10 protein-coding genes are annotated in these 17743 nt (G+C 59.6%); 4 read left to right on the forward strand and 6 right to left on the reverse strand.

What is annotated here, in order from left to right:
* Nucleotides 1–244: 244 nt before the first annotated feature.
* Nucleotides 245–1357: an AI-2E family transporter gene (locus VL547_RS22735; protein WP_325582313.1), complete on the reverse strand. Its 1113-nt coding sequence runs from the start codon at nt 1355–1357 to the stop codon at nt 245–247.
* A gap of 76 nt (nt 1358–1433) precedes the next feature.
* Between VL547_RS22735 and VL547_RS22740 the strand changes: the two genes are divergently transcribed.
* A complete protein-coding gene (locus tag VL547_RS22740) occupies nt 1434–5096 on the forward strand; it encodes a hypothetical protein (protein ID WP_325582315.1) in 3663 nt (1220 codons plus the stop codon).
* On the opposite strand, the gene VL547_RS22745 is transcribed toward VL547_RS22740, so the two are convergent.
* Nucleotides 5062–6225: an outer membrane beta-barrel protein gene (locus VL547_RS22745; protein ID WP_325582317.1), complete on the reverse strand. Its 1164-nt coding sequence runs from the start codon at nt 6223–6225 to the stop codon at nt 5062–5064. The genes VL547_RS22740 and VL547_RS22745 overlap by 35 nt on opposite strands.
* 171 nt (nt 6226–6396) lie before the next feature.
* Nucleotides 6397–7161, reverse strand: a complete 765-nt coding sequence (locus VL547_RS22750) for an MBL fold metallo-hydrolase (RefSeq protein WP_325582319.1) — start codon at nt 7159–7161, stop codon at nt 6397–6399.
* Between the two features lie 86 nt (nt 7162–7247).
* Between VL547_RS22750 and VL547_RS22755 the strand changes: the two genes are divergently transcribed.
* Together VL547_RS22755 and VL547_RS22760 are read left to right on the forward strand one after the other, a co-directional pair.
* A complete protein-coding gene (locus VL547_RS22755; RefSeq protein ID WP_325582321.1) occupies nt 7248–10160 on the forward strand; it encodes an FAD-binding and (Fe-S)-binding domain-containing protein in 2913 nt (970 codons plus the stop codon).
* Between the two features lie 99 nt (nt 10161–10259).
* Nucleotides 10260–10973, forward strand: coding sequence for a hypothetical protein (locus VL547_RS22760; protein ID WP_325582323.1), 714 nt, complete (start codon nt 10260–10262; stop codon nt 10971–10973).
* Here the strand turns inward: VL547_RS22760 and VL547_RS22765 are convergent, their stop codons facing one another.
* A complete protein-coding gene (locus tag VL547_RS22765; protein WP_325582325.1) occupies nt 10974–13337 on the reverse strand; it encodes an ABC transporter permease in 2364 nt (787 codons plus the stop codon).
* A gap of 185 nt (nt 13338–13522) precedes the next feature.
* On the opposite strand from VL547_RS22765, the gene VL547_RS22770 reads away from it, so the two are divergent.
* Nucleotides 13523–14098 carry a Crp/Fnr family transcriptional regulator gene (locus VL547_RS22770; RefSeq protein ID WP_325582327.1) on the forward strand — a complete coding sequence of 192 codons (576 nt, stop codon included), beginning with the start codon at nt 13523–13525 and terminating at the stop codon, nt 14096–14098.
* A 346-nt stretch (nt 14099–14444) separates the two neighbouring features.
* On the opposite strand, the gene VL547_RS22775 is transcribed toward VL547_RS22770, so the two are convergent.
* On the reverse strand, nt 14445–15932 hold the full coding sequence (locus VL547_RS22775) for an alpha-L-fucosidase (RefSeq protein ID WP_325582329.1): 1488 nt from the start codon (nt 15930–15932) through the stop codon (nt 14445–14447).
* Nucleotides 15933–16048: 116 nt separating this feature from the next.
* Nucleotides 16049–17743: a RagB/SusD family nutrient uptake outer membrane protein gene (locus tag VL547_RS22780; RefSeq protein WP_325582331.1), complete on the reverse strand. Its 1695-nt coding sequence runs from the start codon at nt 17741–17743 to the stop codon at nt 16049–16051.

The raw sequence follows: 17743 nt of genomic DNA on the forward strand, positions 1-17743 counted from the left end.
CCCACCACACCCCTCCGTACAGCCGGCATGCGAATGACGCCGGCCAGCGCGAACGACGCCAGCCAACAAAGGGCAAAAAATAAAGCCAGGGATGGAACCCTGGCTTTAGCGTCTTTGAGACGCACAGTTATCTAATGAAAAATCCTGGTTAGGCGATACTAACGGGACGTTTCCATGAATAAGCTGCTTGTTTCATGAATACCTCCTTTCTTTTGGTGAGCTGTAGACTTAAAGATACGACATTTCAGGTTACCGGCCCGGTGGATCTGGGGCGGCCCGGCGGCGGTTCATCGCTTTTGCGCTCCAGCCAGGAGGTGAACAGCGTGTAAAAGACCGATAGGATGATCGCGCCCTTGAACATTCCGGTGAACCCCCAGGCGGCGAGCCCGCCGATGACCCCCATAAAGAGCACGAGGAAGGGCATTTTGCCGCCGGCGGCGGCCAGGAGGATGGGTTTCAGGAGGGCGTCCACGATCAGCAGGCCGATACCGTATATGATCAGGAAAACCGTCGTGCCGGGATGCCCCTGGGTGGCGGCCCATATACACAGTGGGACCCATACGAGCAGGGGCCCCAGCTGTATAAGGACCAGGAAAAACACGAGCGCCGACAGCATCAGCGAAAAACCGATCCCCGCGATGGTCAGACCGACCCAGGAAAGGATCGAGGCGATAAAGGCGGTGCCGATCACCCCGATGGACACGCTCTTGATGGACTGGGTGGTGGTGCGGAGCAGGGACAGCCCGTCCTTCTTGCCCAGCAGGCGCGTCAGCGCGCTTTTGATGGGGTCGAGCAGGTGTTCGCCCGAGGCGAGGAGGAAGGCGGAAATGATGATGCCGGCGATGCACTGGAAGGTCGTTCCGAGGACCCCGGCGCCCGAGCTGAGGATGCGGCGGAGCGCGCCGCGCAGTTGCTCCCCGTGGATGGCGATGGTTTCCTTGGGGCTCTCCTGGAGCTGTTGCCAGAAGGTGCCCACCTCCTCCCCTACGAAGGGCAGGTTGGTTATCCAGCGAGGTAACGGCGGCAGACCGGATTCCTTGATCTGCCCGATCCACTGGATGGCGTCTTTGACGTGGCTGCGCAGGGCGGAAATGATGTAGATGAACGGCAGGGCAAAGATGGCCAGCAGGAGGATCGAATAGACGACCGCGGAAATCTTGCGCCGGTTGCCGAACAGACGCACCAGGCGTTCGAAGGGGCCGGTAAAGGAAACGGAGAAAATCAACGCGAAGGTCAGGACGCCGAAAAACACGCGGAGCACATCATATAATGCCCACATCAGGGCAACGAGCAGCAGCAAGACTAGGATGGTCTCAATCGTATTGCGTGAGCCTCCACCCTGAATAATTTTGTCCATAACCCTCCGGTTCTTTCTAAAGTTAATATAATTTTATAGTTCTTCGATGCGGCCCTGGCGCATCGCCAACACTACTATGAGACCAGCGAAAGGGAAAAGGCGGCTTTTGTGGGCGATTGGCCTGCCGGTATTTCTCCTACTGGCGGGCGCGGGTATCCTTTGGTTCCTGCTCATTTATCGAGCCAAAGAAAGCCTCCGGTACCTGGTCGACAAAGAATCCAAGGGCGTGTATGCCTTTGACGCCCGGTCGGTGACCTTATCCCTCCGTCACCGGAGTATCCTGATCAAAGACGCCATCCTCTATTGCCGGGACACCACGCAAACCGACGCCTGGTACAACATCCGTATCCCCGAGGCCTACCTGTCCATCAACAGCTGGCGCCAGATGCTGGTCCAAAAGAAAATCCTGGTGGACAGCCTTTCGATCCTCCGTCCCGTGATGGACATGCACGTCCTCAAGAATAGCGTCCGCAAAACGCACGCCGATTTCAAAGCATCCGACATCCTCGACTACCTCCAAACGGCGCTGGTTCACTTCAACGTCCATGCTTTTTCCCTTCGCGACGCGGCTTTTGTCTTTCACGGCCCGGCGGGGACCGAGCCCCTGCAGGGCGAGGGCATCACGCTGGTGGTGTCCAACTTCGCCCAGGTCAACAACGAGGACAGCCACCTGCTCGGCTCCGATAAGGTATTCCTGTCCATGGGACGGCAGCACTGGCCGCTGGCCGGCGGGCGGCACGTCATCGACTTCCGCGGGCTGCGTTTCAACAGCAAAGGTCAGCGCTTCGAGCTGGACTCCTTTGCCTACCGGCAGCCGGCGGACAGCGGGCGGGGCGCCATCACGCTGGAGGCGGACCAGTTTTTTTTCAATTCCCGGCACCTGCCGGCGATATATCAGAAGGACGAGCTCCTCCTGGATACCGTGACCTGCGTCAACCCCGTGCTGTCCGTACCCGCCTACGGCGGGCGTTCGAAGGACTCCGCCGCCCGGGTGCGCAACTACCTGTTCAAACACATCAATGTCCGCTTTATCTCGGTCGTGGACGGCGACCTCGCGCTGCAAAGCAAGGACGGCCGCCAGCAAAGCGCGTCAACCCGACGCGCGAACCTCGACGTCTTCAACCTCGACCTGAACCCCCTCCTCGACCCACCCCTGCATACCGATAGCGTAAGGATCAACCTGCACAGCATCGCCTTTTTGACAAAAGACAGCCTGTATAAACTATCCATCGGCGAGTTTACGATGCACGGGACCGGCGCCTACTTCCACGACGTCGTGTACGAACCGACGCTGCCCACCGCCATGAGCAAAGCGGTGACGTTCCACGCGCCCGAGCTGGTGCTGCGCGATATCAGCCTCGGCGACCTCCTCCAACAGCACCTCCGCGCCTCGGCGGCGGAGCTACGCGAACCCGTAATATCGATGACGGACCGGGGCGGATCGGCGCCGCTGCTGGGTGGCGCGTCCCGCGCGGGTGCGGCGGCGCCCAAAGGCGCGCCGGCCACGTCGGAGGCGAAAATGGCGCTCTTCTATAAGACCCTCCACAACGTCAGCGAACTCATCGACGTGGCCGATTTCACCGTGACGCACGGGGCTGCGCACTATCGTGCGGAGGGCACGAACCCGCTGGAGGGAAACGTCACTGACCTGAACGCACACATCCTGCTGAACCTCTTTTTTATCAGCGACAGCCTCGTCGATATCAAACGCGCGATCCCCGGCTGGCACATCGGGGAATTGAGCTTCTCCTCCCCCACCCTGCAACTGGGCGTCCGGCATTACCGTTTCGACGGCCAGCGATCGGTCAGCGTCGGGGAGTCGGTGTCCCTCCAAACCGCCAAGGGACTGCGTCTACAGGCGACCAATGTCTACTGGAATGTGCTCGACTGGGACGTCTATCAAAAGACCAAGGCCATACAACTGGATTCGATCCACGCGGACCGCCTGACGATCAGCGACAGCGCACTGGCGCTGGGCCGAAGCAGCGCGGGGCCGGGACGCGACAGCGCTGGGGCGGCCGCCGCGGACAACGTAGCCGCCGCCCCGGCGCCCAAAGACCTCCCGGTCCTGCGGGTCCGCCGCCTTGACGTCGATCGCATCGATCTGCGGGGGGCGGCGGGGAGCAATGGGATTGCGGGTACGGTGGAAGGGCTGGAAGTCGACGGGTTGCGGTCGGAGGGCCGCTTCCTGGCCTGGGACAGGGTCGGCGCGCGGTTCTCCGGCGTGGCCCTGGGCGCAGGTCTGACGATCGGGAGCGGCGCGCTGACCCCAAACGGGGACGCTGAGATCAGCGACCTGGACTACCGCTCGGAGAAGCTAATGCTGCGGGTCCCGCGCGTCCGACTAAGCATGGATGCGCACTCCAGCGACATGAGTCGCCTACGGCTCAACACGTTGCAGTTCCAGGCGGCGGCGGTTCGGTTTTCCAGCCAAACACCAAAGGACACCATCGCGGCCAGCGCCACCCTCAGCGCCCGGTTAAAAAACATCGTATTGCCGTCCGGGCATTCGGGTATCACCACCGACGTGGAAGCGCACTGGCAGGACGGGCGCCTGACCTACCGGTCAAAGGGCATCAGCGTCCAGGCGTCGAAACTCGAAGGAAGGGTTACCCGGGATACGTTACACCTCGCCAAGGGCATGACTTTCCGATGGCAGGAGTGGCCGGGACTGGTGACGCTCAACTCCGGGGCCGCGCGGTTAACCACCGCCACCCTGAACGTATCGGCGGCCCGGCTGGCGTGGAATCCGGAAAACAAGTCATTGACAGTCAATAATTTTTACGTATTGCCGCGGCTCGATTTGGAGCAGTCCTTTGCCAAGGCCACCTGGCAAACCGACTTTATTACGATAAGGGGTCGCGCCGTCACGGTGAGCGGCGTCGGGCTCGGTGGCGCCCAAGGGAACGGCGGAGGCACTGGGAACGGCGGAGCGGGCGACTCGGCGATCACCGCGCAGCGCATCCTGCTGGACGGCGTCTCGCTGGAAGCCTATCGCGACAAGAACATGCCCTTCCACCACGGTATCGAAAAACCGATGCCCACGCAGCTGACCGGCAGGATCCGCTTCCCGGTGCGTGTGGATTCGGTCCTGCTGGCGCACGACACCGTTACCTACCACGAACGGTCCGTGGCCACCGGGCGGTGGAGCGTTATCCCGCTGGACGACATCAACGGCGCGGTGACCAACCTGTACAGCCGGGCCGGTGTGGACGATACCCTCCGGATAGAGGCGGGTGCGTCACTGTTCGGAGGACGTATCCATCGTTTTTCCTATCAGGAATCCTATGGAGATTCGCTGTCGGGATTCATGGCCTCGTGTGCGGCCTCGCCGCTCGACCTCACCCGCTTCTCCGCGATCTCGGTGCCGGCGGCCGCCGTGCGCATCACCAGCGGGCAGGCCGACACCGTTTTCGCCTCGTGGTCGGGCAACAAATACGCCATCTATGGTACCATGGGCTTTTTTTACGATGGCCTCGGGGTCCGGCTGCTCGATAAACGAACCCTGAGCCACAGAGGTTTTCTCCTGCGCCTCGAGACGGTTGCGCTCAACGTACTCTTGCCACAGTCGCGCAAAAAGCCGGTCGATATCTACTTTGAAAGGGACAGGGAAAAATTCGTGTTCAATTACTGGATCAAGGCCCAAACCAGCGGGCTGATGGCCACCATCGGCCTGAAGAAGGGTCGCAAATACAGGAACAGGGTCAAAACAGCTGCCGGTTACGGAAAACGTACATAAGCGACAGCCCGACGCTCCGGGTATGGATGCGGGCGGGCCCTTCGGGGGCGATGTTCCGCAACCCCAGGTCCATCTGCGCTCCCAGGACGAAGTTCCGGTCCATCAGCAAACCCGCCGTCATGCCCAGACCGGCGTCGGTCCGCCGGAGGTTGGCCCCGGCGCCGGCGCCAAAGCTCATGTCGTTGTCAATACCCTTCAGGTTATAGGTTCCATTCAGCGCATAGGCGAGATAAGGACCCGCGCCCACGAAGAACCGCCGGTTCACCCAGTCGGTGTGGTAGACGAAGTCGGGAGCTATGTGGAGATAGGCTACGTGGAGGTTTACCGGCTGACCGTCGACGTTGGGCCTATAGCCCTGGTATTCGTAGACGACCTTGGGACGGATGGACAGGTGTTTATTTACCGGGACGTCGGCGAAGATCCCCAGGGATACGCCGGTAAGCGGCCTCCCGGAGACCTTTCCGGAGGCGTTGGCGGCGGAGGCGCCGGACCAGTTCAAACCGGCGATCCCACCGAATTGCAGGCCGTGCGCGTCCATCAGGCTGTTGCGGATCGAATCCCGCAGGATGGGCATGCCCGTCATGTCCTTTGCCAGGCGCGCAAAATCCGCCAGGGATTCCGGCGAAGGCCCGTCCGGGGTTTCCAGGTCCCCGGAAGCCTGAGCCATCGCGATGGCCACGGGGGACAGGCGATCGACGTCGGGGGCGCCCATGTCGTCCATGGACGCCTCATCCATCATCTGATGGGGGTCCAGGGCTTCGCCCGGTTCCACCGTACCATGGACGATGTCTTCCATGGCGGCGTGATAGGAGGGAACCGCAAGAGCGGTGTCGGGCGCCGCCGGGGCAACAGGGCGGGCAGACGAAGCGCCGGGGCGAACCGCAGGTCGGTGCAACGCCACGAACTGACTGATGGAATGACGCTTATGAAAATGGACTGCGGGAGTGGAATGGTGAACGATCAGCGCGGCGGAGTGGATGTAACTGCGCGCGTCCGACGCCCTATGCGCGTCCGGCGCCGCGGGAGCGGCGACCGAACCAATGGAAGGAGCGTTTCCCCGGTACCGCGGTACCGAGTCAAGGACACCAAAGGTTATACAGAAGATAAGCAATAATAGTACGTAACGCATACACGTTTTCTCTTAGGATAACGGATATTGAATGACTCGTCTGTAAACATACTATTTTTTTGTAATCCATGAGGTTAAATTTTCCCCCAACCGGTTGTTAAAGACAACCGGCGAACTGAATGCCAAACACTTAAGTGAGAGGGCGTTTCTCCTGGAAGGCGCTCCCCGGGGTTACTTTCCCTGGGCGGGATACCAGGTCCGCAACCGCACGTCGATCGACGGGTCGCCGGCCGCCACGAGCGTCTTGAACTGTGCGACGTCGGAGAATCCACCCTGCCCGCGGTAGTGGTAGGGGTAGACGATCTTCGGCTTGAACGCCAGCACCGCGTCCGCGGCTTCCTTTACGTCCATGGTATAGGGGAGGTTCATACACACGAACGCGACGTCGATGTTCCGCAACGCACGCATTTCCGGTATGCCCTGGGTGTCGCCGGAGAGGTAGATGTTCTTACCGCCGATCGCCAGCACGTAGCCGTTGCCGCGACCCTTGGTGTGCATGGCGGCGTTGGGGCCATCGGGGAGGTTGTACATCGGCAGGGCGGTGATGCCAAAACCGAGCAGCTTTTGATGGTCTCCGTTGTGCATCACGACGGCGCGCGCCTTTAACGCGTCGGGCAGCTTGTCCGCCACGACCTGGGGCACGACCAGCTGTGTGTTGGCGGTTACGATGGCAGTCAGGGTTTCGGGGCTGAAGTGGTCGCCGTGTATGTCGGTGACGACGATCAGGTCCGGGGCGGGCAGACCTGTGAAGGCGGCGGCGCCACCCGTGGGATCGGCGTAAATGGCCTTGCCACCGACCGTCATCACCAGCGTGGCGTGGTTGATGGGTTGTATACTGAGCTGTCCGGCATCGGTGGAGATGACGTCCGGGGTGGCGCGTTGCGCGATGGCGCGGCCACAAAAGAGCGTAAGTAAAACGACGATGAAGTGTTTCATAGGTCAAATTTAGTAAAGGCCTTTAGTCCACCTACGAAATAGATAATTTTCATAATTTTAGCCTCTATTTTGAAGATTTCACAGAAATGATCCAATTGACGCCATTGAGGGACGAGCTTGAAGGGGAACTGTATGACGATACCGCGATGCGGACCCTCTACGCCACCGACGCCTCCGCCTACCGGGAAATGCCCCTGGCCGTAGCCATTCCGAAGAACGAATCCGACATAAAGAAACTGATCGCGTTTGCGCGCGCCGGCAAGGTTTCGCTGATCCCCCGCACGGCGGGTACTTCGCTCGCCGGACAGGTCGTGGGCGGGGGGATCGTCGTCGACGTTTCCAGGACCTTTACCAATATCCTCGAGGTCAACCCCGAAGAGCGCTGGGTGCGTGTACAGCCCGGCGTGATCCGGGACGAGCTGAATATGTTCCTCAAGACATACGGGCTCTTTTTCGGCCCGGAAACGTCCACCGCCAACCGGGCGATGATCGGCGGCATGGTGGGGAACAACTCGTGCGGATCCAATTCGGTCGTCTACCGGAGCACCCGGGAACACCTGCTGGAGGTCAAGGCGATCCTGAGCGACGGCTCGGACGCCGTTTTTCACGCAGTGGATATAGATACTTTTCACGAAAAGTGCGAAGGCGATACGCTGGAAGCGAACGTCTACCGCACCGTCCGTCACCTCCTCAGCCAGACCGGCAACCAGGACGAAATCCGCCGGGAATTCCCAAAGCCCTCCATCGAGCGGCGGAACACGGGATACGCGCTGGACGTCCTTTTGGAAACCGCCCCTTTTACGCTGGGCGGCCCCGACTTCAATTTCTGCAAGCTGATCGCGGGTTCTGAAGGAACGCTGGCGTTCCTGACCGAGATAAAGCTCAACGTCGTACCGATCCCGCCGGGTGAAGTCGGTCTGCTGTGCGTCCACTTCAACAGCGTGGACGAATCCCTCCGCGCCAACCTCGTCGCCCTCCGGTACCACCCCACGGCCAGCGAGCTGATCGACCACTACATCCTGGAGTGCACCAAGGACAACATCGAGCAACGCAAGAACCGGTTCTTCGTACAGGGCGACCCAGGGGCCATCCTCGCGGTCGAGCTGAGGGGCAACGACCGGGAAACCATCACCCAAACCGCGGCCAGGATCGAGGCCGACATGCGCGCCGAAGGCCTGGGATTCCACTTCCCGCTGCTCTTTGGCGAGGACACCAAAAAGGTCTGGAACCTCCGCAAAGCGGCCCTCGGGCTCCTCGGCAACCTGCCGGGAAACGACAAGGCGGTACCCGTCATCGAAGACACCGCGGTCGACGTGCAACAGCTCCCGGAATACATCCGCGAGTTCAACCAGATACTCACCCGCTATGGGCTCTCTTCGGTGCACTACGCGCACGCGGGCAGCGGAGAAATCCACCTCCGCCCCATCCTTAACCTCAAGACCGAGGAAGGGAATCGGATGTTCCGGACCATCGCCCAGGAGATCGCCACCCTCGTCAAGAAGTACCAGGGCTCTCTCAGCGGGGAGCACGGGGACGGCCGGCTAAGGGGGGAGTTTATCCCGCAAATGGTCGGACCCAAAAACTACGGGCTGATAAAGGACATCAAACACGCCTGGGACCCCCAGGGCATCTTCAATCCCGGTAAGATCGTCGACACCCCGCCAATGAATACCCACCTGCGGTATACCCCCGGTCAACAACAAGGCTTCCCCCAACCCACGGTTTTCCGGTTCACGGGGAACGACATCCTGCAACACGCCGAACAATGCAACGGTTCCGGGGACTGCCGGAAGACCCAGGCCAGCGGGGGTACGATGTGCCCCTCCTATATGGCGACGCGGAACGAAAAGGACACCACCCGCGCCCGCGCCAACATCCTGCGCGAGTTCCTGACCCGCTCTCCCAAGGAAAACCGTTACGACCATAAGGAAATCTACGAGGTCATGGACCTCTGCCTGAGCTGCAAGGGCTGCAAATCCGAATGCCCTTCCAACGTCGACGTATCCAAGCTGAAGGCCGAGTTCCTGCAGCACTACTATGACGCCAACGGTGTGCCGTTTCGCTCCAGGCTTATCGCGGGATTCGCGCGTTCCGCCGCGCTGGGCTCCATCGCGCCGGGGCTGTATAACGCGATGGTATCGAATAAGCTTACCGGCGGGATCATCAAGGGCATTGCCGGTTTTGCGAAGGACAGGTCCATGCCTACCTTGCACAAGACGACGCTGCGCAAGTGGCACGCGCGCCACAAGCCTACAGGAAACGCCGCCAGGCGCGTCTACCTCTTCTGCGACGAATTCACGAACTACAACGACACCGAAATCGGCATCAAAGCCATCGAACTGTTGGAGCGCCTCGGCTACGAGGTCATCCTCCCGGCCCACGGCGAAAGCGGCCGTGCGTGGCTCTCCAAGGGTCTGCTGCGCAAGGCCAAGGCCATCGCCCAGGAAAACATCCGGTTACTGAGCCCGCTGGTCACCGACGAGACGCCGCTGATCGGCATAGAACCATCAGCCATCCTTACGTTTAAGGACGAATACCCCGACCTGGCATCCGACAAGCAGCTGCCCGCCGCCAGGGATCTCGCCGCCAACACCTTTTTCATAGACGACTTCATCGCCCGGGAAATCGACCGGGGTCATATCCGCAGCGGGCAATTCACTACCGAACCGAGGACCGTCAAGCTACACGGCCACTGCCAGCAAAAGGCCCTGTCGACGGTGGCGGGCTCGGTCAAGCTGTTGTCCCTTCCCAGTAATTATACGGTGTCCGTGATACCTTCCGGTTGCTGCGGCATGGCGGGTTCCTTTGGGTATGAGCGGGAGCACTTCGACTTGTCCCAAAAGATCGGGGAGCTGGTGCTGCTACCGGCCGTTCGCGCGGCGGAAGAAGACACCCTCATCGCGGCGCCCGGTACGAGCTGCCGCCACCAGATCAAAGATGGCACGGGGAGAAAGGCATTGCATCCCGTGGAAATATTGTTTGATGCATTAATCAAATAGGATTGAAGACCTGCCGTTAGGGTATCCAACAAAAAAATATTCCCGATTAAGGAGATCGCCCCGCTTGTTTTTGTTGAAATTGGCGCAAATCATTCCCTCATGCATTCGCTCATTTGCAATGGCACGCCGCAGGTCCTCGAGCGCGATGATTCCATACAACCCGGTATAGACAAGGATTACAAGACACCGAACATACCCACCTTGTATGCCGTCAAGGGCGCCTTCGGGAAAATCCTGTTCTATGAATTAAAAGTAAAAGACTTCCTGATCCGGTATCACCTGTTCGAGCTCAAAGAAAATCTTAACATAAACATAATCGGGGAAACCAACCTGCCGGAAATATTTATCCCGTTATGGGCCCCCTTCTCCTATCACCTGGATGACCACGGTCCGATAGACATGCACCTCTCTCAATACAGCATCCGTTATCTCTCCCGTTACAACTGGCACGCCTTTATCCCCAAGACCAAACAACCCAGCCTGCTCTCCGTACACTTCCCGTATTCCTTCCTGCAAACGCTCACCGGCATCTTCCCGCAGCTCCAGCATTTCTCGGCCAATGTCGCCAAAGGCCGTCTCAGCATAGTGTCCGGCGACGGGCTCGCCTTCGCCACCACCCCCATGCTACAGGAAGCAAAAAAGATGTTGCACTGCCAGCTGCATACGCCAGAGCTAAAGGAGCTGCTGCTCGAATGTATCCTGAAGGCCTTTTTGCTGGACGGGACCGAGAACCTCGTCCAACCCCGCAGCACCAAAGCCACCTGGAGGCGAAAGGGGGAAAGGTATGGGCCGCTCGGAAAGGTGGCGATATGACTAGTCCGCACGAAGGCTTTTGACCGGGGGCTCCAGGGCCGCGCGGATCGATTGAAAGGCCACGGTCGCCAGCGCGACCAACAGCGTAGCGGCGCCGGCCACGGCAATCATCCACCAGCTCACCGCGACCCGGTAGGCGAACGCTTGCAGCCAATGATACATGAGCCAGCCGCCGGTGGCGGCCGCGATTATCCAGGCGATGCCGATCAATTGTACGAATTCCCTGGAAAGCAGCACGACGATCCCGGAAACCGAGCTGCCCAGCACCTTGCGGATACCGATCTCACGGGTGCGCTGGAGGGTATTGTACGACGAAAGACCCAGCAGGCCGAGACAGGAGATCAGGATGACCAGCACGGAAAAATAGATGAACAGCCTTCCGAAGCGCGTCTCGCCGCGGTACTGCCGGTCGAAGTATTCATCCATAAACTTGTACTGGAACGGGCGGTTGGGGACGAGCTTGTCCCAGAGCGATTCCAGCGAGTGCAGGGTGGCGCTCATATTCCTGGTCCGGACCTGGATCGATATATTGCCCGCCAGCCAGTGGGTCATCCGCAAGGCGGCCGGTGTGATGGGATTCTGTAGCGAAGACAGGTGATAGTCCCGGACGACGCCAACCACCTGTCCCTCGGTCTCACCCGGTACCTTGAACGGCTTCCCGATAATGTCTTCCGTGCGGCGGTAGCCCAGGGCGCGGACAGCTGCTTCATTGAGGATGACGGCGTGCGTGGTATCGGCGAAGGCGTTGGAGAATTTCCGGCCGGCGACGATCTTCAATCCGTACAGGTCGATAAAGTGCTCGTCCACCGCGTTGACCGGCAAATTGACGCGTTGCGGCTCCCCCTGTGCATTTTGCACCTGTAGCTGCCAATCGTTGATTCCGTCTCCGGGCACCGACCAGGAAAAGCTGGTCGACACCACAGCCGGCAGCCCGGTAGCATCCTCCTTGAAACGCTTTGACAGCGGATCGCCGTTCGAAGGCACTACCAGCACCTGTTCCGTCTGGAAACCCAGGTCCTGGTTCCGCATAAAGCTTAATTGCGCGTAGACGACGACCGTTCCGATGATCAGGCCGATCGACAGCGTAAACTGAACCACCACCAATAGCTTCCGCAAAAAACGTCCCCGGTGGCTGCCGGAGAAACGCCCTTTGAGCACGAGCACCGGGCGGTAGGACGATAGTACCAGGGCGGGATATATGCCCGAGACCAGGCCGATGCCCACGGACAATAACAGCAGCCACAGCGTGGAGTAACGCCCGGTAGTAACCGGTTTGCCGACCAGTTGTACGAAGAGCGGCATAAACACCTGCACCAGCGCTATCGAGACGACAAAAGCCGCCAGGCCCAGACAAACCGACTCCAGGACGAAGCGACGGACGAGCCGTCCCCTTTGCGCCCCTATTACCTTCAGCACGCCCACCTCCCTGGCGCGCTCCACCGCCCTGGCCGTGGTCAGGTTTACAAAATTGATCCCCGCCACCAGCAAGAAAAAGACGGCGATCATCGAAAAGATGGTCACGTACACGTTGTTACCCACCACGGCGCCTCCATAGTCCGAATGCAGGTAGATCGATGGCAGCGGCTCGAGGCGGAACGCATAGCGTTCCTGGTGCAGCTTCCCGATATCGCCCAGGTGCCTTTCCATAAAATCCGGGAGCGCCGCCTGTAACCGGCGCGCCGTTTCCGCGCCAGGCGCCAGCAGCACATAGGTGTACACGTTGGGCGCCCACCAGCGGCTATCCGTCGTCGTATCCCACACCTGCGTGAGCGTGGACATCGACATCACCATGTCCGCGCTGAACTGGGAATTCTCCGGGAGGTCCTTCATCAAGCCGGTCACGACACCCGGTTGCCGCCATCCCGTCAATTCCACTCGCTGACCGACGGGGTCGGCGTCTCCAAAATATTTTTTTGCGGCCGTCTGCGAAAGTACGACGCTGTAAGGCCTGGTCAGACAGGTCCGGGGATCGCCGGACAATAGCGGAAAACTGAATACCGAGAAAAAGGTCGAGTCCGCGTCCAGCGTATTGTCTTCCTGGAATTTCACCGATCCTTTCGTAACCAGGATCGATTCGGGTTGCACCCGGCAAAAAGCCTGCACCCCCGAAAATTCGGATTGAAGATACATACCCGTCGGGCCCGGCGTATACGCCGTCTTGCCATCCCCCGCGGGCCCGTGGAGGTCCATCGATACCCGGTATATCCGGTTACCCTTTGTATGGAATCCGTCATAGCTGCGTTCGAAATGAACATACAGGTATACCAGGAAACAGGCGCTGATGCCGATGGCCAGACCAACCACATTCACCGCCGTATAAAACGGATGACGGAGGGCGTTCCGAAGGAGGAGTTTCAGGTGCATTCTTACACGCGCACAAATCAGAGGCCAGGCCGCAAGACCCTAATAATCAATACGCAATAACCATAGCAGTGTACGCTTTCGAGACACCGGCCGTTCGCCCGCGGACCGTTTAACAAAACTATAGGAGACCGGCGGCCCGCACCGCGGAGAACGACGCCGTTTAACTTATTACAAAACGGCTACCCTTGAACGACTTTTTCAACGTTGTGAACGACATCACTCCCTTGCAGAAAGAAGAGCAGATGGCGCTGGCAAAGGCCGTCCGCATCCGTCACCTGGACCTGGGTGACGCCTGGATCAAAGAAGGCATGAGCACGCACCAACTGGCTTTTGTTTCGGAAGGGTATATCCGGAAGTACTACCTGCGGAACGGGCGGGAAGTCACCGATGGTTTTTTCTTTGACAATGCCTTTGCGGGGGACCTTCCCGGGTTGCTCGCCCGGCGGCCGGCCCTTTGCCACCTGGTCGCGATGGAACCCACCGAATTGTTCCTGCTGAGCTTTGACTCCCTGGAAGCCATGGCGCAAAAATACCGCGCGATCGAACGCTTCTTGCGGAGCGTGGTGACGCAGGATTTCGTCCAGTTCTATCACCGCCACCTCGGTTTGCATGTCACCCCCGCGCACGAGCGGTATGCGCAGCTGCTCCACCAGCAGCCCCTGGTCACCCAGCGTGCGGAGCCCTACCACATTGCATCCTACCTGGGCATTACCCTTCAGCAGCTGTCCAGGGCCCGGGGCGCGATAAAAAAACCCGGGTAAGATACCCGGGTCCAAGCCATATAGCCATGCATGCCTCTTTCCTATCGGACATCCACGTTGAAGTTTACTCCGGCAGGATAGGGCTGATGACGGTGGTCGTACCATCCACGCGAATGGTGATGGTAACGATGATAGTAGTGTGACTCAACGCAACTGGTTAGACTAGCGGCCAGCAAAAAAAAGACTATAATTGATGCGAATCGTTTCATGGTATGGTGTTTATGTATATAATCTAAAAACCCTGCCAAACGGCGAAGTCGTGTTTCCAGGGCCTTTCCGGGGCTTTCGAGGGCCGCGGCGGGACGTCCGTGGAGCTTTTTCCACACCTCTGTAGCCGCCCGCGGCCTCAATTTTGTGGCCCCCGGTATAACCCAAACGCCGCAAGCGTCGGATTCGTCCGTGACGATAGGATGTGAAGGCGGACTTCCCTGGCGGTCACCATCGGGAAGCGCAGCAGTCGCTTGTAACCGACGGTCGTTCCGGACGTAATTTCCTTCCAGTCGCCACCGTCTTTATATTCCAGCGCCCACTTTTCTATTCGCTGGCCTGCTGAAATTTCCTCTTGCAGGGACAGGACGTTGAAAGCCTTGGGTTGCGGGAGCGTGAATGTCAGTGTAGCGGTGCTGTCTCCGGCTTCATAATACGTATCGTAAGCGTCATCGAGCGTCGCGGCCGCGTGCCGACCATTGCTGGCCGAGACGCGCGCCCCGGCGGCGAGGTTGTGCTCAAAGACCGCGCGCCGGGCGGCGGCCCACGCCTGTAAATGGCTGACGTCGCTGTCGCTGATCAACCCGTGGGTGTCGGGGGGCACGTTCATCAACAGGGTGCAATTCCGGCCCACTGAAGAGAAATAAATATCCATCAGCTTGTCGACGCTCTTGACATGGGCGTCCTGGTCGGCATGATAAAACCACCCCGGCCGGATCGATACGTCGGCCTCCGCGGGATACCACACGAGCCCTGCCGCGCCGAGGATCTTTTCACGGCTGCCGAGGTCCTTCTCCATCTTATCGCCGATGGGGGCGAATGCTACGTCTTTCTGGGAATTGTCCGCGATCTTTTCCAGGGCATTCTTGTCCGCGGGGATGACGCTCCATTCCGTCTCCCGGCCATAACCGGACTCGGTGCCCACCCAGCGCACATCCGGCCCCATGATCGCGATCACGGCTCCCGGCTGCAACCGGCGGATCAATGCGTACCAGGCGTTGAAGTCATACACCGGTTTGTGCCCGTTGGGCCCCTCTCCGTTGGCGCCATCGAACCACACCTCGTCCACCTTGCCATAGTGGGTCAAGAGCTCGGTCAGCTGGTTCATGAAATAGCGGTTGTATTTCTCCGAATCGCCATAGTCCGGGTTGTTCCTGTCCCAGGGAGATAGATATACGCCAAACCCGACGCCGTATTCATGGCAGGCGTCGGCCACGGCCTTGACGACGTCCCCGTGGTAGGGGCTGTTTTTTACGGAATGTTCGGTGTAAGCGCTCGGCCAGAGACAAAAACCGTCGTGGTGCTTGGCGGTTATGATCACTTGTTTGAAGCCGGCGGCCTTTAGTACCCGGACCCACTGACGGGCGTCCAGCCGATCGGGGTTGAAGAGATGGGTGTCTTCTTTGCCATCGCCCCATTCCTTGTTGGTAAAGGTGTTCATCCCGAAATGGACGAAGGCCGTCAGTTCCAGCTCCTGCCAGCGGAGCTGGCGCGGCGAAGGGACCACGTTTGCGGCCTTTTTGACGATGTCCGCCTCGGAATCCCCGGCGGGTATGAGGACGTGGTTGTTCTGCGCTGACGCACCCAGGTAAAGGAGCGCCGCGAAAAGGGCGAGAGATTGCTTCATAGCTTAAAGTTAAGGAAGACCCCCTTTCGGAGGCCTTCCGGATTTCCAAAACCACTGCGACTTTAAAAAAAGGTTGCGCGGGCGCCCGGCCGCGAGGGGCGCCGCAGGCGTGGACGCTACCAGCCGGGGTTCTGTTGCATGTTGGTGTTTAGCGTCAATTCCCCGGTAGGGATCGGGTACAGGTACAGTTTATCGTCCCAGGTCCGGTTACCGATGCTCGGGTAGACGCGGACATAATCGTTGGCGTCAACGACGATGCTGCTCACCTGGGAAGGCGGATATTCCGCCCGGGTCTGGGGCAGAAGCTTGATGCCCAGGATGGTCTCGGGGTTGCTGACCAGGCTGCCCGCATGCCAGCGATGCAGGTCATCCCAGCGGAAGCCCTCGGAGGCGAGCTCCACGCGCCGTTCGCGCCGGATCTCGTCTATCAGGACGGACACCGTCGGGAAGTGGGAGTTCGGGTCGCGGGTGAGACTCGCCATGACCATGTGCGGCATACCTACCCGATCGCGCAGCTTGTTGATGGTACTGTCGATGGTGGCCTGTGTACAGGTGCCCAGTTCCGCCCTGGCCTCGGCCTCGATCAGCAGCGTCTCGGCGTAACGGAAGATGAAGAATTCGAGCGTGGACGCGTTGGCGTTCCAGTCGTTGATGCTCGACGTGCGGCCCTTGACCGGCAGATAACCGGTAGCGGTCACGTTGGTCCCTATCCGTGGGAGGGTGATGATGTCCCCTGCCAGGAAATTGAACCCCCTCGTGCCGATGGTTTGTGTGAAACGGGGGTCGCGGTTGATGATCTCCTCGTCCAGGGAATCGTCTCCCTTATACAACGGACTTAGCGCGGTCGGCAAACCGTCGGTACACAGGTAGGAGCGGACGAAGTCCTTGCTATAGCCGTCCCCGGATTCTCCCAGCTGGCGGTCTACGTTGTTCATCAGGACGTTGGCGCTTTGCAGCATCGGCCATATGGCTTCGGGATTGCCGCTCAGGTCGTGTTGGACAAAGAGGTTGTAATAGTCGCTCGTCGGATTGCCGGTGGAGTACAAGCTGTACAAACCCGAACTCATGATCTGTCCGGCCGCGTCCGCCGCCGCCTGCAAATAGGGCGTCTGGTCGCCCACGCCGAAATACTCCCGGTACGTGCCCTCCCATAGGCAAATCCTCGCCTTCAGGGCCAGGGCCCGGTACATGTTCAGACGGCCGTTCGCCGCATTGGCGGGCAGCGGCAGGTGCGCCACGGCAAAATTGAGGTCCGCCAGGACGGAGTCCATCACCTGCTTGTGCGGCGTCCGGGGCGCATACAGCGCGGTCACCGACGTATCGGTCAGATAGGTATCGATGTACGGAACGTCCCCGAAGGTTTTCACCAGGTTCCAGTACACAAACGCCCGGAAGAATTTCGTTTCTCCCACATAGATGTTTTTGATGCTGTCGGACAGGTCGGCCTTGCCATAGTTCGCCAGGAAGTAATTCAACGACCGGATAAAGCTGAAATCCCAGGCGGTCCCGCTGGCGCTGCTCGGCACCGTGAACGTTCCGGCCAGGAAGGTGAAGATCGATTGGTTGGCCTTGTCGTCCGAGTTGTCGTCGGCCTTTACCAGGCTTTCGACCAGACTCCAGTTGGGGTAGTTGGTGTAGGAAAGCTGCAGGTTGTTGTAGTAGGAATTACAATACAGCTGCAGGTCCGTTTCCGTATTGAAAAAATTGTCCGGGCTGATGTCGCTGATGGGTGTCCGGTTGAGGAACTTTTCCCGCTTGCAGCCGCAGAGCAGGAGCCCGCCACCGACCAGTATATAGAGAAGATTTTTCAT

This window comes from Dinghuibacter sp., from assembly GCF_035492835.1.
Lineage (GTDB): Bacteria > Bacteroidota > Bacteroidia > Chitinophagales > Chitinophagaceae > Dinghuibacter.